A 17701-nucleotide genomic window follows, 5' to 3' on the forward strand; every position below is an offset into this window, starting at 1 on the left:
ACTATGTCATCATATATTGGGTTGAGGGATTAATTTACGTGTTTTTTTAGACAACTACTCTGTTGATTAAATTGTTTTGAACATTTTTGGGGTGGATAAATAAATATTTTAACTGTTTCTTTTTACTTTCAATTGAAGCATAAAGTTGAGAAGGCGCTCAGTAAATGGAAACAGTTCATTGTATATAGAAAACCCCAGATAGGTTGGGGGGCCGTAAAGCTTTCAGCTTTGAATAAGATATAAAACCCCCTTTTGATTTGTTAAAACATCTTGCGGCCTGGCAACGGCAAGAGTCAAACAAGAAATCAAAAGGGGGTTCCAATGGGAGACGAAAAGAGCTTAGCGCATACACGATGGAATTTGCACCCAAATATAGAAAACAAGTTTTTCACGGTGAAAAACGTAGAGCGGTAGGCAGTATTTTAAGAAAGTTATGTGAGTAGAAGAATGTCAGAGCCGTTGTGCGCCTGTTAGGGCGCGGCAGGTAACAAAGCCTTATCGGCGCATATTAAAAACCTCCGGCTACGCCGGAGGATATTTTTTACTTAAGCATAAGTATCATCAAAAATGATGAGTTACCAACCAATGGCGATACCTGCACCAACAACCGCACTATCGGCATTATTCCATGCGATAGAGCTACGCAGATTCAGATCCTTTTTTAATTGGTATTGTGCTCCAGCAGCAATAGCATTGCCATTACGGTAATGACCCAAGCCAATGCCAGCACTAAAACGTGTATTTAACGAATAAGGGATATTAGACATAGCTGCCACAGAAGCGATACCTGAGTTGGCCTGTTTTTCCATTTTAGTGATTTTTTTATCTAGCTGGGTAAAACGTACTTTATTGAAGGCTTGTGTGTTATCGAGATTTTGCTGGAAATGGGCAAACCTATTTTGATTTTCAGCTTGGATTGTACTGTGTTGTGAATCGAGTAACTCAAGCTTATTGTCTAAATCACGGTGATGCTCAATCAATCGGTTATCAATATAATCATTGTTAATATTAATCGACTGTTGGATCTTTTCATCAATCTCCGTGATCGTCGGCGTCACTTTTTTATCTTGTTTGATGAGTTGTTGATACACTAACTCTTCTAGGGTAGGTATTTCGATATTTTTTGCTTGTTCTGCCCTGTAATGTTTGAATAATTCAGCGGCTTTTTGGAACTCAGCTAGTGACTCAGCGACATCGAAGGCAACCTCTGTTGCGCTCGGAAATAGGGGGGCCGCCTGTGCTGAATGTGAAAGTGCTAATACCGCCATTGAACTCGCCAATAACGTTTTTTTCATGTTGATATCCTTATTAATGAAATAAACGCCTCTAATTTTTGCTTCTATTACATTCAAAAAGAGGCATTAATTTATATTAGAGTTAATGGCCACTTTTGAATATTCTAATATTACTCTCAATGATATCGTAAAAAGTGATTTGGTATGAATTAAGCGCGGTTTTATACACTTTATAAATGATAAAATAAAAGCAATATGCCATGATATTTTAATTTTACTATTATCATAAATAACGGAGATTAAAATATTAGCATTTTGAATGTATTTTCTGAAATAACGATTTTTATTAATTTATATTATTAATTAATCATATGGTTAAAACCTTAGCATAGTTAGGGTTGCTAAGCTGCGATGGGGCGACGATAAACGATGTAGCAATAAAAATAAACGGCTATTATTTTTAGTGTTTTTTTCTAGATAACATGTTATTTTTCTGTGAAATTATAGGGTGTTTTATTTTTAGGTTAACCTAGTTGATCTTGATGTGATTTTTTTAGCTAGTGGGTAATGCCATTTTTTGCATCTTATCGTCAATTTAAAAAGACGATAATGCGTAATAGTTTGAATAAAGAGTATGACAGATAGGATTTTTGAGATATGGCAGTAAGAGCTATTATTGAGATACCCGATGAGCGGTTACGCGTTAAATGTGACCCAGTCACCGACATTGCGGCAGCACAGCCATTAATTGATGATTTATTGGATACCATGTACAGCACCGATAATGGTATTGGCTTAGCAGCGACGCAAATTGGCGCAACATTATCGGTGATGGTGATTGATATTTCTGAAAACCGTGATCAGCCTATGGTATTTGTTAACCCTGAAATTATTGAAAGTGAAGGGGAAACGAGCTACCAAGAAGGTTGTTTATCCGTGCCTGAAATTTATGCTGATGTGGCACGTTTTAAGCGCGTAAAAGTTAAGGCGCTAGATAGAGACGGGAAGGCGTTTATCACCGATTCTGATGAATTTTTGGCGATTGTAATGCAGCATGAAATTGACCATTTGCATGGAAAGGTTTTTCTTGATCATTTATCGACTTTAAAACGCAATATGCTGTTGAAAAAACTAAAGAAACAGCAGCGTTTAAGACAGTAATCGATCCATAAGTGTCAGGTAGGCCGCCTGACACACATGGCTATTCAATGGGTTTTATTGTTATTGGCGTATCTGGCTCATTAAATTGGCCGTAGCTATTATTGAGTGCTCGTTTTTGGTCCAGTTGCTTCATTTCTTTACTTAAAAAATCTAAGTGCTGTTGTAAATGCGTTTTCGTGATCTGCTCGTTCTCAATAATTTGATGTAATAACCTAACCAACTCATCGGTGATGGGTTGGTGTGCTTCAAACTCATGAGTTAGCTGCGTTAAATTTTCGACGGCATAAACATATTCTGTTTCGTGGGCAACTAACTGTTCCCACTGTTGTGCTTCTGCGAGTGCGACTAAATTTTCACTTAATGCTAAGACATCACGATAGATTTCATATAAATCGGTAGGTTTTTTATTATTCACCTGGTTATCTTTCATCCACATTTGCCCCGATCTGTTGCCAAGCTGACGCGATATCGGAGAGTAATTGGTAAACTTCTTGGATATAAGCCACATTATTTTCAAGATTAGCATTTAATAGGCGCATGATCATATAGTCATAAAGACTTGCAAGATTATCAGCGATTTCACCTCCGGCCTCATGGTTGAGCGCCTGTTTCAAACCTGTGTCAATAATATCGATTGCTTTAGAAAGTTCTTTGCCTTTTGCAGCGATATTATTTTGTTGCATAAAAATTTCAGCACGTTTGAGGGCGCTTAACGCCCCTCGATAGAGAATGCTAATCAGTTGGTATGGGGTCGCATTGGCAATTTCACTTTCCAAATCGACTTGTTGGTAGGCTTGTTTTGCTTTTTGCTGATACATAATTATTAACCTAACAGTCTGCCTAATGAGTTACTGGTGCTATTGAGTGAATTCATCATTTTATCTAAATTTTGGAATTGGCGGCGGTATAAATCCATGGTGTTTTCAATCTGCTTATTAGTTTGTTCAATACGCTTATCAAGGCTTTTCTTTTTCTTTTGTACGCCATCAGTCGCGTTATGCAGTGTGCCTTCGCGGGCATCGAGGGTATCTTTTAAGAAATTAAAGTTCTCGGTTGCAAAGCCCGTCTCTTTACCATCCCCCATAAAGAAACTTTTGACGCTACCAGGATTCTCTTTTAACGCTTTTTCGAACTTTTTATCTTCTATCTCTAATGTGCCATCAACTTTTTGTGTGATCCCCATTTTATTTAATAAATTAATTTCACCACTATCTTGTGCTGAACGTATTTGAGTACGTAATTGGCTTTGAATTGTGCGTAATGTCGAATCACCGATAAGTGGACCATTGGTTTTATCTGGGGCGGTTCCTTTCGTTGTTGGCGTATATTTGGTCAATTCTTTGGCTAAATTCTGGAATTCGTTATAGGCGTCTACCCACGCTTTAATTTTTGCTTTAGCGGGCTCAATATCTTCAGAAATGATCAAATGGTCAGGTTTTTTGTCTTCACTCTCTTTTTTCAATGTCAAAGTGAGCCCAGGAAAGAGATCTTTTGCTTCATTGCTTTGTGATTCAAGTTCAAAACCATCAATATTTAGCAAGGCATTTTGCGGGGGAACTTTTTGCTCCATGCCGATGTTTTCTTTATCTTTTAAAACGACATTTCCACCACTGTCTAGTTCAGACTCAACATTCAGTATTTTAGCGAGCTCGTCATCACCTTCAACTTTGATATTAATACGGTGTTCAGTACCTTCTTTTTTGGAGGTAACGACAAGATGATAACGATTACTTTTATCTTTGATCACCGCGGCGGTGACCGTTTTATCTGTTTTATTGATAGCATCAGCGATTTCAACCAAAGAGGTGTGTTCATTATCAAGTTTGATAATAATGGGATCTTCTTCAGCAGGCTGAGTGATAGTGATAGTTCGCTCTGCGTTACCGTTACCTAATAATTTTTTATTATCATCATGGCCTTTAGTCGCAATAGTTTGTGCTTTCGCAAGTTGAGTGACTAGGACATCATGAACCCCAGCTACGGCCTTGCCATCTGTTTTAACGTCGAAGCTTTTATATTCACCGTTCACTTTGGTGGTGCTGATATCATTGTATTTTTTAAGATCTTCCGCCGCTTTTTTTAATTTTTCTAGAGATGACTGCATCTTACCAAAAGCGCTAATCTGTGCATCATAGCTGGCTTTTTGTGCCGTTAATGGCTCAAGGCGACGTTTTTCCATCGCTTCAAGTTGGTCCATTTGGTTATTTAAGTCTAAGTTTGCCCCGATACCGAGTGTCGATATACCAGCCATTGTTCTCTCCTAAAAAATTATTCTCATTTACAGGGTTATCGGCGAGAAGAACGGAAATCTTAGACTAAGTCGATAAATAATGATGGCAGGAGTTGACCCTACAAAACAGGGTATTTATCTCTATTGATAATCAATAATTTAAAATTTGCGGTTTATAAATTTATTTTGACAAAATAATTTACCGCTTGGAGCGGGGCGGTAGCTGGGTTTCTCGCTTTGAGATAAAAAATTTTTGTCGAAATCCCTAAAGCCCTTTTTTATGCCGCCGATAATGGTATTGCTGGCAACAAACTGTAAAGCCTAACAGATTGGCTAACTTTATTATTACGGAATAACAAGGACATATATTATGGCACAGGTTATCAACACTAACATCCTGTCTCTGACAACTCAGAACAACCTAAACCGTTCACAAAGCGTACTGGGTACTGCAATTGAGCGTCTATCTTCAGGTTCACGTATCAATAGCGCAAAAGACGACGCAGCAGGTCAAGCGATTGCTAACCGTTTCACTGCTAACATCAAAGGTTTGACCCAAGCTTCTCGTAATGCGAGCGACGGTATTTCAATGGCGCAAGTTGCTGAAGGCGCAGTTAACGAAATCAACGAAAACTTGCAACGTATCCGTGAACTGACTGTTCAAGCAGCTAACGGCAGTAACTCTGACAGCGATATCACTTCAATTCGTGATGAAGTACAACAACGTCTGGATGAAATCGACCGTATCTATCAACACACTGAATTTAACGGAACACAAATTCTAAATGGTGACACTGTTTCTTACCAAGTGGGTGCGAAAGATGGTCAAACTATCAGCATGGAAATGCAAAAGATGGATCTTGATACACTAGGTATCAAAGATTTCAAAGACAAAGTTGAGAAGGTTTCTGCGGCTGCAGCTGGTCCAAAAGAGCCAGCAGGTAAAGGCACTGCAATCAGCGTAGATGCTGATAACTATGCTGTTGCAAGCGCAGGTGGCGCAAAAATTGGCACTGCTGAAATTTATGCAGATAAAGCAGATGCTACTAAATTCTATATCAAAGATACAACAGATAATAAATGGTACGAAGCGACTAAAGACACAACAACTACTTCAGGTAAAACTGAATATGTGAAAGGTGCTGAGATCACTGGTCTAGGTGGTGGTACTGCTGCAAAATCTGACGCATTAGATACTTTAGATACTGCACTGAAAAATGTGGATTCATACCGTTCTAAACTGGGTGCATTCCAAAACCGTATGCAATCTACTATCAATAACCTGAACAACTCAGTCAACAACTTGAGTGCAGCACGTAGCCGTATCCAAGACGCTGACTTTGCAACAGAAGTGTCTAACATGAGCCGTGGTCAAATCCTGCAACAAGCAGGTACTTCAGTTCTGGCACAAGCAAACCAAGTTCCACAAGGTGTTCTGAGCCTGTTACGTTAATTCATCACGGATTAATATCAGTGATTGAAGGCCAGACGTTGTTCTGGCCTTTTTGTTTATCATTCAGGCATCACATTCAATATATTCACAGTGTAATTGTCTTCGCTAAATTTATTTAGGTTAGGATAAATAGCACTAATTTACCTCATTACTCTACGGATTGAATTATTGTGCAGCTAGCATAATGAATACCTTTATATAAGTTTTAAAGGGTGATTCCGGTTGTGAGTGATTTGTATACTGCCGAAGGTGTAATTAATAAAAATAGCCTATGGGAGCGTTATTATCCCTTAATACGACATGAGGCCCTAAAATTACAAGTGAGATTGCCTGCGAGCGTCGATATTGATGATCTTATTCAAGCTGGCGGTATCGGGTTATTGCATGCGTTAGAGCGCTTCGATGCTTCTCAAGGAGCATCATTTGCCACTTATGCAGTGCAGCGTATTCGCGGCTCCATGCTAGATGAATTGCGCAGTCGAGATTGGGCACCACGTAGTGTGCGCCGACAAGCTCGTGAAATGGCTAAAGTCATTGGAGAATTAGAACAATCATTAAGTCGCAGTGCGACGGAAAGTGAAATTGCCCAAGCACTCAATATTGACGTTACAGAATACCGTCAAGCCTTACTTGATACCAACAACAGTCAACTTTATTCCTATGATGAATGGCATGAAATTCATGGCGAAAGCTGTGAGCCTGCTATTGATGAAAGTGATGGAGGCAATCCATTAAGTTTACTGATGGAGTCTAATCTACGCGCACAAATCATTGAGGCAATTGAGCAGTTACCAGAGCGGGAGAAACTGGTACTTACCCTCTATTATCAAGAAGAATTGAACTTAAAAGAAATTGGTGCGGTTTTGGAGGTCGGAGAGTCGCGAGTCAGTCAGCTCCATAGCCAAGCCATAAAACGTTTACGCGGTCGTTTAAAATCATTAACGGAGTCGTAGGCTATTTACGATTAAAAGAGCAGACAGGGAAGTGGCTAGCTAAAGGATGAGAGTATCAATAATGTGACTGTAATTTATTGCGTATTATCGCTACGCTTCTATAAGTTGGCGCTCTTGACTTAAGATAGTGTAAAGAGCGCCAGAGGCGTTGGTTAAAGGCTCGCAGCGTCAGCAATTAATTGGCCTAAAGCTTGCCAATTTTCATTATCGATCAGCTCATTAGGTACCATCCACGAGCCACCACAAACTAATACAGATGGTAGTGCTTTATATTCTTTGATATTTTTGGGGTTGATCCCACCCGTTGGCATAAAGTTAACAGGATAAACCGCGCTCATTGCTTTTAGCATCGCTACGCCACCAGAAGCTTCTGCTGGGAAAAACTTCACTGTAGTTAAATTAAATTCTAATGCCTGCTCAACTAAGCTTGGGTTATTGAGCCCAGGGATAATAATGACATTTTTTTGTTGGCAATAAGCGACGATTTTAGGGTTAAAACCTGGACTTACGATAAAATCCACGCCAGCGTCAATGGCTTGATCAACCTGTTGCGTGGTCAATACCGTGCCCGCCCCAATAAGGATTTCGGGGTGTGCTGCTCGCATATTTTTAATCGCTTGTACTGCGGCGGGAGTACGAAAGGTGACCTCAGCACAAGGTAGACCATTTTCCATTAGCGCTTGTGCGAGAGGCGCGCCATGTTCCGCCTTGTTGATTGTGATCACTGGCACCACACTGATTTTTTTTAGTTTTTCGATTAATTGATTCATGTTTAGATCCCTTTGATATTGTTTAGCTCTATGATAGGCATCGCTTCACGCGGAATAATGGCGCCTCGGTGTTGGATCACGGTTCCTGCAAGTAAATGGCCTGTGCGAGCCGCTTCTTCAGGAGAGCCACCTAGAATTCGACAGGCAAGATAGCCTGCACTGAAAGAATCGCCAGCGGCGGTGGTATCAATGACGTGAGTCACTTTATTCGCAGCCACTTCGAATTGTTGATCGTGAATGATGATATAGCAGGGTTTTGCTCCGCGTTTAATAACGATCTCTTCAACACCCTGCTGCTGTGCACGTGCAATGGATTGGCTTTCTTGCTGATCACCATACAGCAGTTGCTCATCATCAAAAGTTAAAAATGCAATATCAGTCAGTGATAACATTTGTTGGTAGGCTTGCTGTGCCGCCTCGACAGAAGGCCATAATGCAGGGCGATAATTATTGTCAAAAATGACCTTAGCACCTGATTGGCGAGCCGTTGCTAACAGTGTAAACAGTAATTGGCGAGCGGGTTCAGGTAAAATGGCTAAGCTAATCCCACTTAGATAGATATATTGCTGTTGATTGAGTAATTGTTGAGTTCGCTCGGCGGTTTGCTCATTCAACCAAAATTTGGCCGCTGAGTTATCACGCCAATAAAAAAAACGGCGCTCGCCATCCTCTGATGTTTCAATTAAATACATACCGGGAAGGTGTTTTTCGGCGATCACGACATGGTCGGTATTGATCCCTTCGGCTTGCCAACTTTCTCGCATTTGTTGGCTAAAGGGGTCTTGACCAAGCCCCGTTAAATAGCGAGTGACAACACCTTGTTTGTGGGTTAAACGTGCAAGGTAGAGTGCACTATTTAGGGTGTCTCCGCCAAAAGTCTGCTTAAATAATTCCCCTGATTTTTGTAACTCAACCATACATTCGCCAATCACGGCAACTTGCAAAGCTGTAGCCATTTTTACCACCTATCGTTTTTATTTTTTATAACCGAATTGAGTCAAACCTCATTAGCTAACAGCATTAAAACCTATTTTTTAGACAAGTTCAAATAAAAATGAAACGCCGTTTTAAAAATATCAAATCACCGTTCTTGTTTTTCATGAAAGTGATCTTTATGCTGTTGAGTAAACATAAAGTCAGCACATCAAACCATCTGATATGGCTATCATATTGATTTGAATAAATAGGAAGGTGAATGGTGGATAAGGTCACGCAAACGGATGCCGTTTCGTCAGTAGTAAAAGTATTCAGTATTCTCAATGTATTAGGAGAACAAAAAGAGATTGGTGTGTCTGAGCTTTCACAACGACTGCTGATGTCAAAAGCGACTACCTATCGTTTCTTGCAAACCATGAAACAATTAGGTTATGTGGCACAGGAAGGGGAAGCGGATAAATATTCATTGACGCTTAAACTATTCGAGTTGGGTGCTAAATCTCTAGAGTATGTTGATTTAATTGAAATTGCTGATAAGGAGATGCGCCATATTGGACAGTTAACCCATGAAGCGCTGCACCTTGGTGCTTTTGATGATAATGCGATTATTTATATTCATAAAATTGATTCTAGCTACAACTTGCGCATGTACTCACGGGTTGGACGGCGTAATCCATTGTATTGTACTGCGATCGGTAAGGTGCTTTTAGCATGGCAGGATGAAGCAACAGTAACAGGTATTTTAGCGCAGATTGAATTCGTCAAAAAAACCGATACAACACTATTGAGTATTGAGGCGTTAATGGCTGAATTAGCGGTGGTGCGAGAGCAACATTATGCAGAGGATAGGGAAGAGCAAGAGTTAGGGTTACGTTGCATTGCCGTACCTATTTATGACCGCTTAGGGCATGTGATAGCAGGACTATCAATCTCCTTTCCTACAATTCGTTTTGATGAACAGCAGTTGGAATATTATATCCGTTTGCTAAAGGCTGCCGGACGTCAGATTTCAGAAAAAATGGGATACCACGCTTATCCGTCATAGTCAGGGTTTAAACCAGTTATTTTTCATTGAGCTTTATATGATTGACTATTTGATATTAAAGTTTAATTAAATCAATCGTTTGATGATTGGTTAAACTATCACTTATTTGCGGATAAAAAGACCAATCACGCGAGTTTTTACTGATAAAACTCGCCATCTCATTTGTCATATTTATAATTTTGGCATTATTTTGTAATGAAAATATGATGATGCTTAAAAATTTATTGATATTTAGCCTATTTATTATGTCTCCTCAAGCCATAGCAGCGGATTATACCTTCACAGAAAAAGCGCCTGCTGACCGTGTGTATGATGAAGATTATCAAGGTATTGATGCTATCAAGCAGCAGCAACGCTTCATGTTTGATCCAAACAAGAAAGTCGCTGAAGAGGAGCGCAGCTATGAAGATTTACTTGCTCAAAAACAACAAAATGATGCGTGGGATAGTTGGGATAATAATGTCTGTCATCGCTCTTTCACCACGATGGGATGCACTAGTGAGCCAGCATGGTTGCATGATCCGCAACAATTGAAGCACATGATTGAACAAGCAGGAAAATAAGGTGAGGCAATGTATCGCCTCACCTTGGGCCGTTATTTCAGTGCGTTAGTGAAGCGTTCCGTGTATTCAAAATCTTTGGTTTGCTCGGGGTTACCTGAATAAGAGGCTGATGCGGACTCGCCGACGCCGACCCTATCGCGGGTTAAGCTCCACATTGAAATTAAGTTCACACCATTAGTTTTTGCAAAATTACTTAATGTATTGATATCGTTAAAATTAAACATAGACCTATCATCATTAAGGCCAATCATCGGTGTGACTTGTACTAAATCATACAGCTCAGCATCTGTCAGTGTAGGGTAGTAGGTTTTTAATTGGTTTTTTAGACTGGTTGCCACATCTACGGCGGCCTGCCCCATATTTTTATCCGTTCCTTGACCATAATCCATCGCCATACCATTCACTTTCATTTTTAAACCTGCGTTAACCGATTTTTGTACTAGCGCTAACCCTTTTTCGACAAGGCCATACGGCATAACAGGTAACGTTAGGCTCAAGGTGATATCAGGGTTATTTTTCACGATGGTTGATAGTGCGGTAAAGGTTTTATCGGCATCGTATAAATCATTTTCAAAATCAAAATCCAGTTGTGAGGCACCAAGTATATCAATGACTTCTTGGTAAGTTGCAATCAATTGGTCAACAGTCTGCCTTGCAGAGACATCATAGTTAGCTGCACCTCCGAATGACACAATCACTTTGATATTGGCTTCAATTAACGCATCACAAAATGGCTTAGCCCAAGCGATAGGCATACTCGAATATGCTCCCCATGCGGCATTATTATTAGGATCAGCGGTTAAAAAAGCCAAGTAAACACCATCAACGCTGTGACTAATTGCAGCTTGGCTATATTTAGGGTTTGGTTTGCCGTTAGGAGAAAGCGGGTCATTCCAAATCGCATCAACGGTCACATCCAAATAAGGGGCAAATAGTGTCTTGTTCATCATCATTTCTCCTTGAATAGGGGGAATTTTAGCCATCTGGCATCGCGCCATTAATGAACAAAATACGCCATATTTATTGGTCAAATGATGAACAGATTAATCACTTGTCATGAAATTTATTTCAAAAACACGTGTATTGTTGCAGCTTAAAAAGGGGCCTAATGGCCCCTTTGCAGTAAAACGATTAATTAGTTTCAGGAAAGGTTAATGTTGCCCCTGGCGCTTCTCTGCTTAAGTGAATGAAATTAAGATGTTTTTCATATTGATCTAAAATATCACTGATCACCTGTTCTTTGGTGTAATCCATTAAATCATTGCTTTGTGTTCCCTCCCAAAGGAAAGTTTCTAGGCGATAGTAATGGGATTTACCTGAACGTGCGCGGTAGGTAAAGGCAGGAACAGAGTAACGTTGCGGCCAAATTTGATAGATAAAGTTCTGTTCTTCCCCTAAATCAACCACGAGCTCTAGGTGATTTAAACGCTCATCTTCGGCAGGGGGCAGAATATTAAATTCCACATTAGCGCCGCGTAGTGATAGCTCTTTTGCCACTTCTTGCATGGCAGGCGTACACACTAGATCCAACATACGTTGAGTGTAAGTGGTACCGGGGAAGTTCATCACACGGCCCAACCGCTGTTTCCAATTTAACTTACCATTGCCATATAAAGGCGCTGGTGCATTGGTGGTGAGTGAACTGACGCGCCTGAAATCTTCGACTTTTAGCGATTTATACAGCCCCGCCATGATAAAAAAGATCACAAAACTAAAAGGTAACCCCATGATCACGGTCGTATTTTGTAGTGCGGCAACCCCATCGGTCATCAACATACCTAGGGTTAATAAACCAATCGCCACTGACCAGAAAATACGTAACCAGTTAGGCGCATCATTATTGATATCGCTTAGGTTTGAGGTGAAATTCCCGAGTACGAGTGAGCCAGAATCCGCAGAGGTCACATAAAATAGTAGGCCAGTGATCGTTGCCACCGATGCGGTCAAACCAAACCCGGGATAGAGCTCTAGTAAGGAGTAAAAGCCTTTTTCAGGGGCGGCAAGCACCGTTTCTGCCAATTCTTTGTTGCCATGAATGATTTCGTATAAGGCGCTGTTACCAAAAATAGATAACCAAAGTAGGGTGAACACGAAAGGGATAATCAGCGTGCCAATGACAAACTGGCGAATTGTCCGTCCACGGGAAATTCGTGCGAGGAATAAGCCCACAAACGGCGACCATGCAACCCACCAAGCCCAGAAAAATAGCGTCCAGCTATTCATCCAATCTGTTGGTCTATCAAAAGCAAAGCTGTTAAGCGTCATTCCCATAAAGCGATTAATGTAATCACCCACGTTAAGCACTAACGCATTGAGTAAAAATTCCGTATCACCAACAAACAAAATGAATAAAATCAACCCTAATGCGAGCAAAACATTCAGTTCGGATAAGATACGGATCCCTTTATTAACCCCAGATGTGGCGGAAATAACGGCCATAATGACCGAAAGTAAAATCAGGCCACCTTGTACGCCAAGCCCTTGGGGGAGATCAAACAGGACTTTTAAACCATAGTTAAGCTGTACCACACCGATACCTAATGTGGTCGCAATACCAAAAATTGTACCAATAACGGCGGCAACATCGACAGTATGGCCGATTGGCCCATAGATACGTTTACCAAAAATAGGGTAAAGGGCAGAGCGAATGGTTAAAGGCAAATTATATCGGTAACTAAAGTAACCGAGCGCAATCCCCATCAGCGCATACATAGACCAGCCCGTCAGGCCATAGTGGAAGAGAGTCCACACCATCGACTGACGAGCTGCTTCTAATGTTTCCCCTTCGCCAGTGGGTGGCAGCATATATTGCGTGACAGGCTCGGCAACAGAGAAAAACATTAGGTCGATACCGATCCCTGCCGCAAACAGCATGGCAGACCAACTTAATACGCTAAATTCAGGTTTTGATTGCTCCGGCCCTAATTTGATATTACCAAAGCGTGATGTCGCCACAAATATCACAAAGACAATATACAGCGTTGCGGCTAACAAGTAGTACCAACCAAACGTTTTTGATACCCATCCGAGAGTTGCGACGATCCATTGGTTGGCGGTTTCTGTCATGAGTATGGTGAAAAATGAAAATGCTAGTATTAGACCAGCAGAAGTGAAAAAAACCACAGAGTTTAATTTGTCTTTCTGCTGATTTTTTGGACTATTTTGAGTTGTCATCGGCAGTTTCCACAATTTTATTTATTCAAAAGTTAAAAGTTACATTCTTTGCTAATTAATTGAATTAATTGCAAAGAGTTGTTTTTTTACATCTATCTTTCTCCTAATTTTGTAAAACAATTGTGATAAAATATAGTTAATATTGATTGAATGTTCAATTAAAAAAAAGTTTAATAACAGGGTTCACTGTATTTTTTTGGGTCTAGAGGTTATGCCGAAAATAGGAATGCAATCGATACGTAAGCAGCAGTTAATTCAAGCCACACTTGAAGTGATTAATGAAGTGGGCATGCAAGAGGCCAGTATCGCGTTAATTGCTCGAAAGGCGGGTGTATCAACAGGGATCATCAGCCATTACTTCCGCGATAAAAATGGTCTGTTAGAAGCCACCATGCGTCATATTCAGTACCAACTTGGGATCGCCGTGGCAATGCGTTTAAGAATGCTGAGTCATGCCCAACCTAAACAGCGCATTCAAGCCATCGTTGAAGGTAACTTTGATTCTTCGCAAATCAGTGAGGCGGCGATGAAAACATGGTTAGCCTTTTGGGCAAGTAGCATGCATCAACCGAATTTAAATCGGTTGCAGCAAGTGAATGATAGGCGATTGTATTCCAACCTAACGTATGAGTTTGCTCGAGTACTCGATAAGCACGCCGCGCGTATGGCCGCAAAAGGGCTGGCGGCGTTAATTGATGGGTTATGGTTACGTAGTGCATTGAGTAATGAAGCTTTTCCATTACAGGATGCGTTGACCATCACGAATGAGTATATCGATATGCAGCTCAGTCGGTCGCGGGATAGCTAAACCAAAAGAAACGTTTTAATAGGAGGGAGATATTATGCACGAACCACAATTACATAAACTTTATATTCATGGTGGTTATGTAGATAGCTCACAACCGGAATGTGGGCAGTTTGATGCAATTAACCCAGCGAACGGTGAAGTGATCGCTCGTTTACAATCGGCGACACATGAAGACATCGATTGGGCGGTGGAAAGTGCCAAACAAGGGCAAAAGATATGGGCATCAATGACGGCAATAGAGCGTTCACGCATCTTACGTCGAGCAGTTGATATTTTACGTGAACGTAATGACGAGTTGGCTCAGTTAGAAACATTAGATACTGGCAAGCCACTTTCAGAGACGCGTTATGTGGATATTGTGACGGGGGCGGATGTTCTCGAATACTACGCCGGTTTGATCCCCGCTTTAGAAGGCGAACAGATCCCATTACGCGATAGTTCATTTGCCTATACGCGCCGTGAGCCGTTAGGTGTTGTCGCTGGTATCGGTGCTTGGAACTACCCTATCCAAATCGCACTTTGGAAATCTGCTCCTGCTTTAGCCGCAGGTAATGCCATGATCTTTAAGCCAAGTGAAGTGACCTCATTGACCGCACTCAAATTAGCGGAAATTTACACAGAAGCAGGGCTACCTGCCGGTGTGTTTAATGTGGTGACAGGAGGAGGCGCTGATGTGGGCCTATGGCTGACGGAGCATCCGGGCATTGCCAAAATTTCCTTCACAGGTGGCGTGCCTACAGGTAAAAAAGTGATGGCAAATGCCTCTGGGTCAACTCTAAAAGATGTCACGATGGAGTTGGGGGGGAAATCACCACTGATTATTTTTGATGATGCAGATCTGGATAAGGCTGCTGATATTGCCATGATGGCTAATTTTTACAGTTCGGGGCAAGTTTGTACTAATGGTACGCGGGTCTTTGTTCCAGAACATTTAAAAACGCAATTCGAAGAGAAGATCCAACAACGTGTTGCACGTATCAAAATAGGCTCGCCTATTGATGATGAAACCAATTTTGGCCCGCTAGTGAGTTTTGCTCATATGGAAAATGTGTTGCGTTATATCGAAATTGGTAAACAACAAGGGGCGAAACTGCTTTGTGGAGGTGAACGCCTCACAGAAGGTGAGTTTGCTCAAGGCGCGTATGTATTACCTACGGTATTTACCGACTGTTCTGATGATATGCAAATCACTCAAGAAGAGATTTTTGGCCCTGTGATGAGCATTCTCAGTTACCAATCTGAAGATGAGGTGATTGAACGCGCGAATAACTCGCTATATGGCTTGGCAGCGGGGATCGTGACTTGTGATTTATCCCGCGCGCATCGTGTCATTCATCAATTAGAAGCCGGAATTTGTTGGATTAATACATGGGGTGAATCACCCGCGCAAATGCCTGTCGGGGGCTATAAGCACTCAGGGGTTGGCCGTGAAAATGGCTTAGTCACACTACAAAATTATACTCAAATCAAATCAATACAAGTCGAACTTGGGGAGTTTGCATCCGTATTTTAATTTCTTATTTTTAATTTGACTGAAACAGAGGAGATAACAATGGTCTATGACTACATTATTATCGGTGCTGGTTCAGCCGGTAACGTTCTTGCTACCCGCCTGACAGAAGATTCTGATGTTACTGTGCTGCTCCTTGAAGCTGGAGGACCGGACTACAGGTTCGATTTTCGTACACAAATGCCAGCGGCATTAGCATATCCATTACAAGGTCGACGCTATAATTGGGCCTATGAAACTGATCCTGAACCTTACATGAACAACCGCCGTATGGAGTGTGGGCGCGGAAAAGGGCTTGGGGGGTCATCGCTGATCAATGGTATGTGTTATATCCGAGGTAACGCATTGGATTTTGACGGGTGGGCGCAAACTCCAGGTTTAGAAGACTGGAGTTACCTCAATTGTTTACCTTATTTTCGCAAAGCGGAAACGCGGGATATCGGTGCAAATGATTATCATGGTGGCGATGGTCCTGTCAGTGTGACTACGCCTAAAAATGGTAATAACGTCTTGTTTCATGCCATGGTTGAAGCGGGGGTTCAGGCTGGCTATCCAAGAACAGATGACCTAAATGGTTATCAACAAGAGGGCTTTGGTCCAATGGATAGAACGGTAACACCAAAAGGGCGTCGTGCGAGTACGGCTCGAGGTTATCTCGATCAGGCTAGAAAACGTAAAAATCTGACCATTATTACCCACGCCACTACAGATGTTATTGAATTTGAATCGAAAAAAGCGGTTGGCGTGAAATTCTACCAAGGGAGCAGTAAAACTGCCGTGCATGCCAAAGCCCGTAAAGAGGTGCTTTTGTGTGCTGGCGCCATTGCTTCACCTCAAATATTGCAGCGTTCAGGTGTAGGGCCAGAAGATGTGCTCAAAGAGTTTAATATCCCCGCGGTGCATGTGTTGCCTGGGGTAGGGCAAAATTTGCAAGATCACCTTGAGATGTATTTGCAATATGAGTGTAAGCAGCCCGTTTCGCTCTATCCAGCATTAAAATGGTATAACCAACCCGCTATCGGTGCGGAGTGGTTGTTTAAAGGAACGGGTATCGGTGCTAGTAACCAATTTGAGGCGGGCGGATTTATCAGGACAAGTGATAAGTTTGCATGGCCAAATATCCAGTTCCACTTTTTGCCTGTTGCAATTAATTACAACGGCAGTAATGCAGTAAATGTACATGGTTTCCAAGCTCACGTAGGCTCTATGCGTTCGCCGAGTCGAGGGCGTGTGAGGATAAAGTCAACGGATCCTTACCAACACCCGAGTATTTTGTTTAATTACATGTCGAGTGAGCAGGATTGGGAAGAGTTCCGTGCCGCCATTCGCATTACCCGCGAAATTATGGCTCAACCAGCATTAGATCCGTACCGAGGTGAGGAAATTAGCCCCGGTAAGCATGTCCAATCAGACGACGAGCTTGATGCTTTTGTCCGCGAGCGCGCTGAAACGGCATTCCATCCTTGTGGCTCTTGTAAGATGGGATACGATGAAATGGCGGTCGTTGATGGTGCAGGTCGTGTACATGGCCTTGAAAATCTAAGAGTGATTGACGCTTCAATCATGCCTTTGATTATTACAGGTAACTTGAATGCAACGACAATTATGATCGCCGAAAAGATGGCTGATAAAATCCGTGGGCGTGAACCCTTACCGGCAAGTCAGGCTGATTATTATGTTGCAGGGGATGCCCCTGTTCGCCAGCTATAGTTGCATTAATCTATCAATGGCCCCAGCCAGCGAAGGGGTCATTTTTTCGACCGACCAAAAAAAACCATCGAAAAAAGCCCTCAATAAAGAGGGCAAATAAAGCGAAAACGAGAACTTCTGTATAGCATTTATTTTTTACTTACCATAGCAGAC

Annotated in this window: 16 protein-coding genes and 1 pseudogene; 9 read left to right on the forward strand and 8 right to left on the reverse strand. The window is 41.6% G+C overall.

Going from position 1 to position 17701, the window contains the following annotated elements; all coding sequences use genetic code 11:
- Nucleotides 1-321: 321 nt before the first annotated feature.
- Nucleotides 322-440, forward strand: a pseudogene (locus PR709_RS08910) (IS200/IS605 family transposase); the annotation flags it as partial.
- A gap of 135 nt (nt 441-575) precedes the next feature.
- On the opposite strand, the gene PR709_RS08915 reads toward PR709_RS08910, so the two are convergent.
- Complete coding sequence (locus PR709_RS08915) at nt 576-1295, reverse strand: YadA-like family protein (RefSeq protein WP_014658078.1); 720 nt, start codon at nt 1293-1295, stop codon at nt 576-578.
- 597 nt (nt 1296-1892) lie between these two features.
- On the opposite strand from PR709_RS08915, the gene def reads away from it, so the two are divergent.
- Nucleotides 1893-2396 carry a peptide deformylase gene (def, locus tag PR709_RS08920; protein ID WP_004918698.1) on the forward strand — a complete coding sequence of 168 codons (504 nt, stop codon included), beginning with the start codon at nt 1893-1895 and terminating at the stop codon, nt 2394-2396.
- Nucleotides 2397-2436: 40 nt separating this feature from the next.
- Here def and fliT read toward each other — a convergent pair whose 3' ends face one another.
- From fliT to fliD, 3 genes are read right to left on the reverse strand one after another with little or no spacing between them, the layout of a single operon-like run.
- On the reverse strand, nt 2437-2826 hold the full coding sequence (gene fliT / locus PR709_RS08925; protein ID WP_004918700.1) for a flagellar protein FliT: 390 nt from the start codon (nt 2824-2826) through the stop codon (nt 2437-2439).
- Nucleotides 2816-3214, reverse strand: a complete 399-nt coding sequence (fliS, locus tag PR709_RS08930) for a flagellar export chaperone FliS (protein WP_004918702.1) — start codon at nt 3212-3214, stop codon at nt 2816-2818. The genes fliT and fliS overlap by 11 nt, the downstream gene beginning before the upstream one ends.
- A 5-nt stretch (nt 3215-3219) precedes the next feature.
- Complete coding sequence (fliD, locus tag PR709_RS08935; protein ID WP_004918704.1) at nt 3220-4647, reverse strand: flagellar filament capping protein FliD; 1428 nt, start codon at nt 4645-4647, stop codon at nt 3220-3222.
- A gap of 349 nt (nt 4648-4996) precedes the next feature.
- Here fliD and PR709_RS08940 point away from each other — a divergent pair, with 349 nt between their 5' ends.
- Nucleotides 4997-6079 carry a FliC/FljB family flagellin gene (locus tag PR709_RS08940; protein WP_004918705.1) on the forward strand — a complete coding sequence of 361 codons (1083 nt, stop codon included), beginning with the start codon at nt 4997-4999 and terminating at the stop codon, nt 6077-6079.
- A 224-nt stretch (nt 6080-6303) separates the two neighbouring features.
- Nucleotides 6304-7032, forward strand: a complete 729-nt coding sequence (locus tag PR709_RS08945; protein ID WP_042116490.1) for an RNA polymerase sigma factor FliA — start codon at nt 6304-6306, stop codon at nt 7030-7032.
- A gap of 152 nt (nt 7033-7184) precedes the next feature.
- Here the strand turns inward: PR709_RS08945 and PR709_RS08950 are convergent, their stop codons facing one another.
- Nucleotides 7185-7802 carry a bifunctional 4-hydroxy-2-oxoglutarate aldolase/2-dehydro-3-deoxy-phosphogluconate aldolase gene (locus tag PR709_RS08950; protein WP_004918711.1) on the reverse strand — a complete coding sequence of 206 codons (618 nt, stop codon included), beginning with the start codon at nt 7800-7802 and terminating at the stop codon, nt 7185-7187.
- Between the two features lie 2 nt (nt 7803-7804).
- Nucleotides 7805-8758, reverse strand: coding sequence for a sugar kinase (locus PR709_RS08955; protein ID WP_004918712.1), 954 nt, complete (start codon nt 8756-8758; stop codon nt 7805-7807).
- Nucleotides 8759-8997: 239 nt separating this feature from the next.
- On the opposite strand from PR709_RS08955, the gene kdgR reads away from it, so the two are divergent.
- The gene (gene kdgR, locus PR709_RS08960) at nt 8998-9783 is read left to right on the forward strand and encodes a DNA-binding transcriptional regulator KdgR (protein ID WP_004918716.1); all 786 of its coding nucleotides are present in this window, start codon (nt 8998-9000) and stop codon (nt 9781-9783) included.
- A gap of 206 nt (nt 9784-9989) precedes the next feature.
- Nucleotides 9990-10346: a hypothetical protein gene (locus PR709_RS08965; RefSeq protein WP_148493771.1), complete on the forward strand. Its 357-nt coding sequence runs from the start codon at nt 9990-9992 to the stop codon at nt 10344-10346.
- Between the two features lie 32 nt (nt 10347-10378).
- Here PR709_RS08965 and PR709_RS08970 read toward each other — a convergent pair whose 3' ends face one another.
- Together PR709_RS08970 and PR709_RS08975 are read right to left on the reverse strand one after the other, a co-directional pair.
- Nucleotides 10379-11296 (reverse strand): chitinase, encoded by a 918-nt coding sequence (locus tag PR709_RS08970; protein ID WP_158002582.1) that lies wholly within the window; start codon nt 11294-11296, stop codon nt 10379-10381.
- A 181-nt stretch (nt 11297-11477) separates the two neighbouring features.
- Complete coding sequence (locus PR709_RS08975; RefSeq protein ID WP_004918722.1) at nt 11478-13520, reverse strand: choline transporter; 2043 nt, start codon at nt 13518-13520, stop codon at nt 11478-11480.
- Nucleotides 13521-13731: 211 nt separating this feature from the next.
- Between PR709_RS08975 and betI the strand changes: the two genes are divergently transcribed.
- Genes betI through betA form a run of 3 tightly spaced genes read left to right on the forward strand, consistent with a single transcriptional unit; the run spans nt 13732 to nt 17548 of the window.
- Nucleotides 13732-14328 carry a transcriptional regulator BetI gene (gene betI, locus PR709_RS08980; RefSeq protein ID WP_004918724.1) on the forward strand — a complete coding sequence of 199 codons (597 nt, stop codon included), beginning with the start codon at nt 13732-13734 and terminating at the stop codon, nt 14326-14328.
- Nucleotides 14329-14362: 34 nt separating this feature from the next.
- Nucleotides 14363-15841, forward strand: a complete 1479-nt coding sequence (betB, locus tag PR709_RS08985; protein ID WP_004918726.1) for a betaine-aldehyde dehydrogenase — start codon at nt 14363-14365, stop codon at nt 15839-15841.
- Between the two features lie 39 nt (nt 15842-15880).
- Nucleotides 15881-17548 carry a choline dehydrogenase gene (gene betA, locus PR709_RS08990; protein ID WP_004918727.1) on the forward strand — a complete coding sequence of 556 codons (1668 nt, stop codon included), beginning with the start codon at nt 15881-15883 and terminating at the stop codon, nt 17546-17548.
- The last annotated feature ends 153 nt before the right edge of the window (nt 17549-17701 follow it).

Source organism: Providencia sp. PROV267 (genome assembly GCF_028477825.1).
GTDB lineage: Bacteria > Pseudomonadota > Gammaproteobacteria > Enterobacterales > Enterobacteriaceae > Providencia > Providencia stuartii.

Excerpts from the sequence above, each read along its gene's own strand:
- PR709_RS08940 (WP_004918705.1), top strand. The coding sequence starts at position 4,997 with ATGGCACAGGTTATCAACACTAACATCCTGTCTCTGACAACTCAGAAC.
- PR709_RS08970 (WP_158002582.1), bottom strand. The coding sequence starts at position 11,296 with ATGATGAACAAGACACTATTTGCCCCTTATTTGGATGTGACCGTTGAT.
- betA (WP_004918727.1), top strand. The coding sequence starts at position 15,881 with ATGGTCTATGACTACATTATTATCGGTGCTGGTTCAGCCGGTAACGTT.
- betB (WP_004918726.1), top strand. The coding sequence starts at position 14,363 with ATGCACGAACCACAATTACATAAACTTTATATTCATGGTGGTTATGTA.
- PR709_RS08950 (WP_004918711.1), bottom strand. The coding sequence starts at position 7,802 with ATGAATCAATTAATCGAAAAACTAAAAAAAATCAGTGTGGTGCCAGTG.
- PR709_RS08975 (WP_004918722.1), bottom strand. The coding sequence starts at position 13,520 with ATGACAACTCAAAATAGTCCAAAAAATCAGCAGAAAGACAAATTAAAC.
- fliS (WP_004918702.1), bottom strand. The coding sequence starts at position 3,214 with ATGTATCAGCAAAAAGCAAAACAAGCCTACCAACAAGTCGATTTGGAA.
- kdgR (WP_004918716.1), top strand. The coding sequence starts at position 8,998 with ATGGTGGATAAGGTCACGCAAACGGATGCCGTTTCGTCAGTAGTAAAA.
- fliD (WP_004918704.1), bottom strand. The coding sequence starts at position 4,647 with ATGGCTGGTATATCGACACTCGGTATCGGGGCAAACTTAGACTTAAAT.
- PR709_RS08915 (WP_014658078.1), bottom strand. The coding sequence starts at position 1,295 with ATGAAAAAAACGTTATTGGCGAGTTCAATGGCGGTATTAGCACTTTCA.
- fliT (WP_004918700.1), bottom strand. The coding sequence starts at position 2,826 with ATGAAAGATAACCAGGTGAATAATAAAAAACCTACCGATTTATATGAA.
- PR709_RS08955 (WP_004918712.1), bottom strand. The coding sequence starts at position 8,758 with ATGGCTACAGCTTTGCAAGTTGCCGTGATTGGCGAATGTATGGTTGAG.
- def (WP_004918698.1), top strand. The coding sequence starts at position 1,893 with ATGGCAGTAAGAGCTATTATTGAGATACCCGATGAGCGGTTACGCGTT.
- betI (WP_004918724.1), top strand. The coding sequence starts at position 13,732 with ATGCCGAAAATAGGAATGCAATCGATACGTAAGCAGCAGTTAATTCAA.
- PR709_RS08965 (WP_148493771.1), top strand. The coding sequence starts at position 9,990 with ATGATGCTTAAAAATTTATTGATATTTAGCCTATTTATTATGTCTCCT.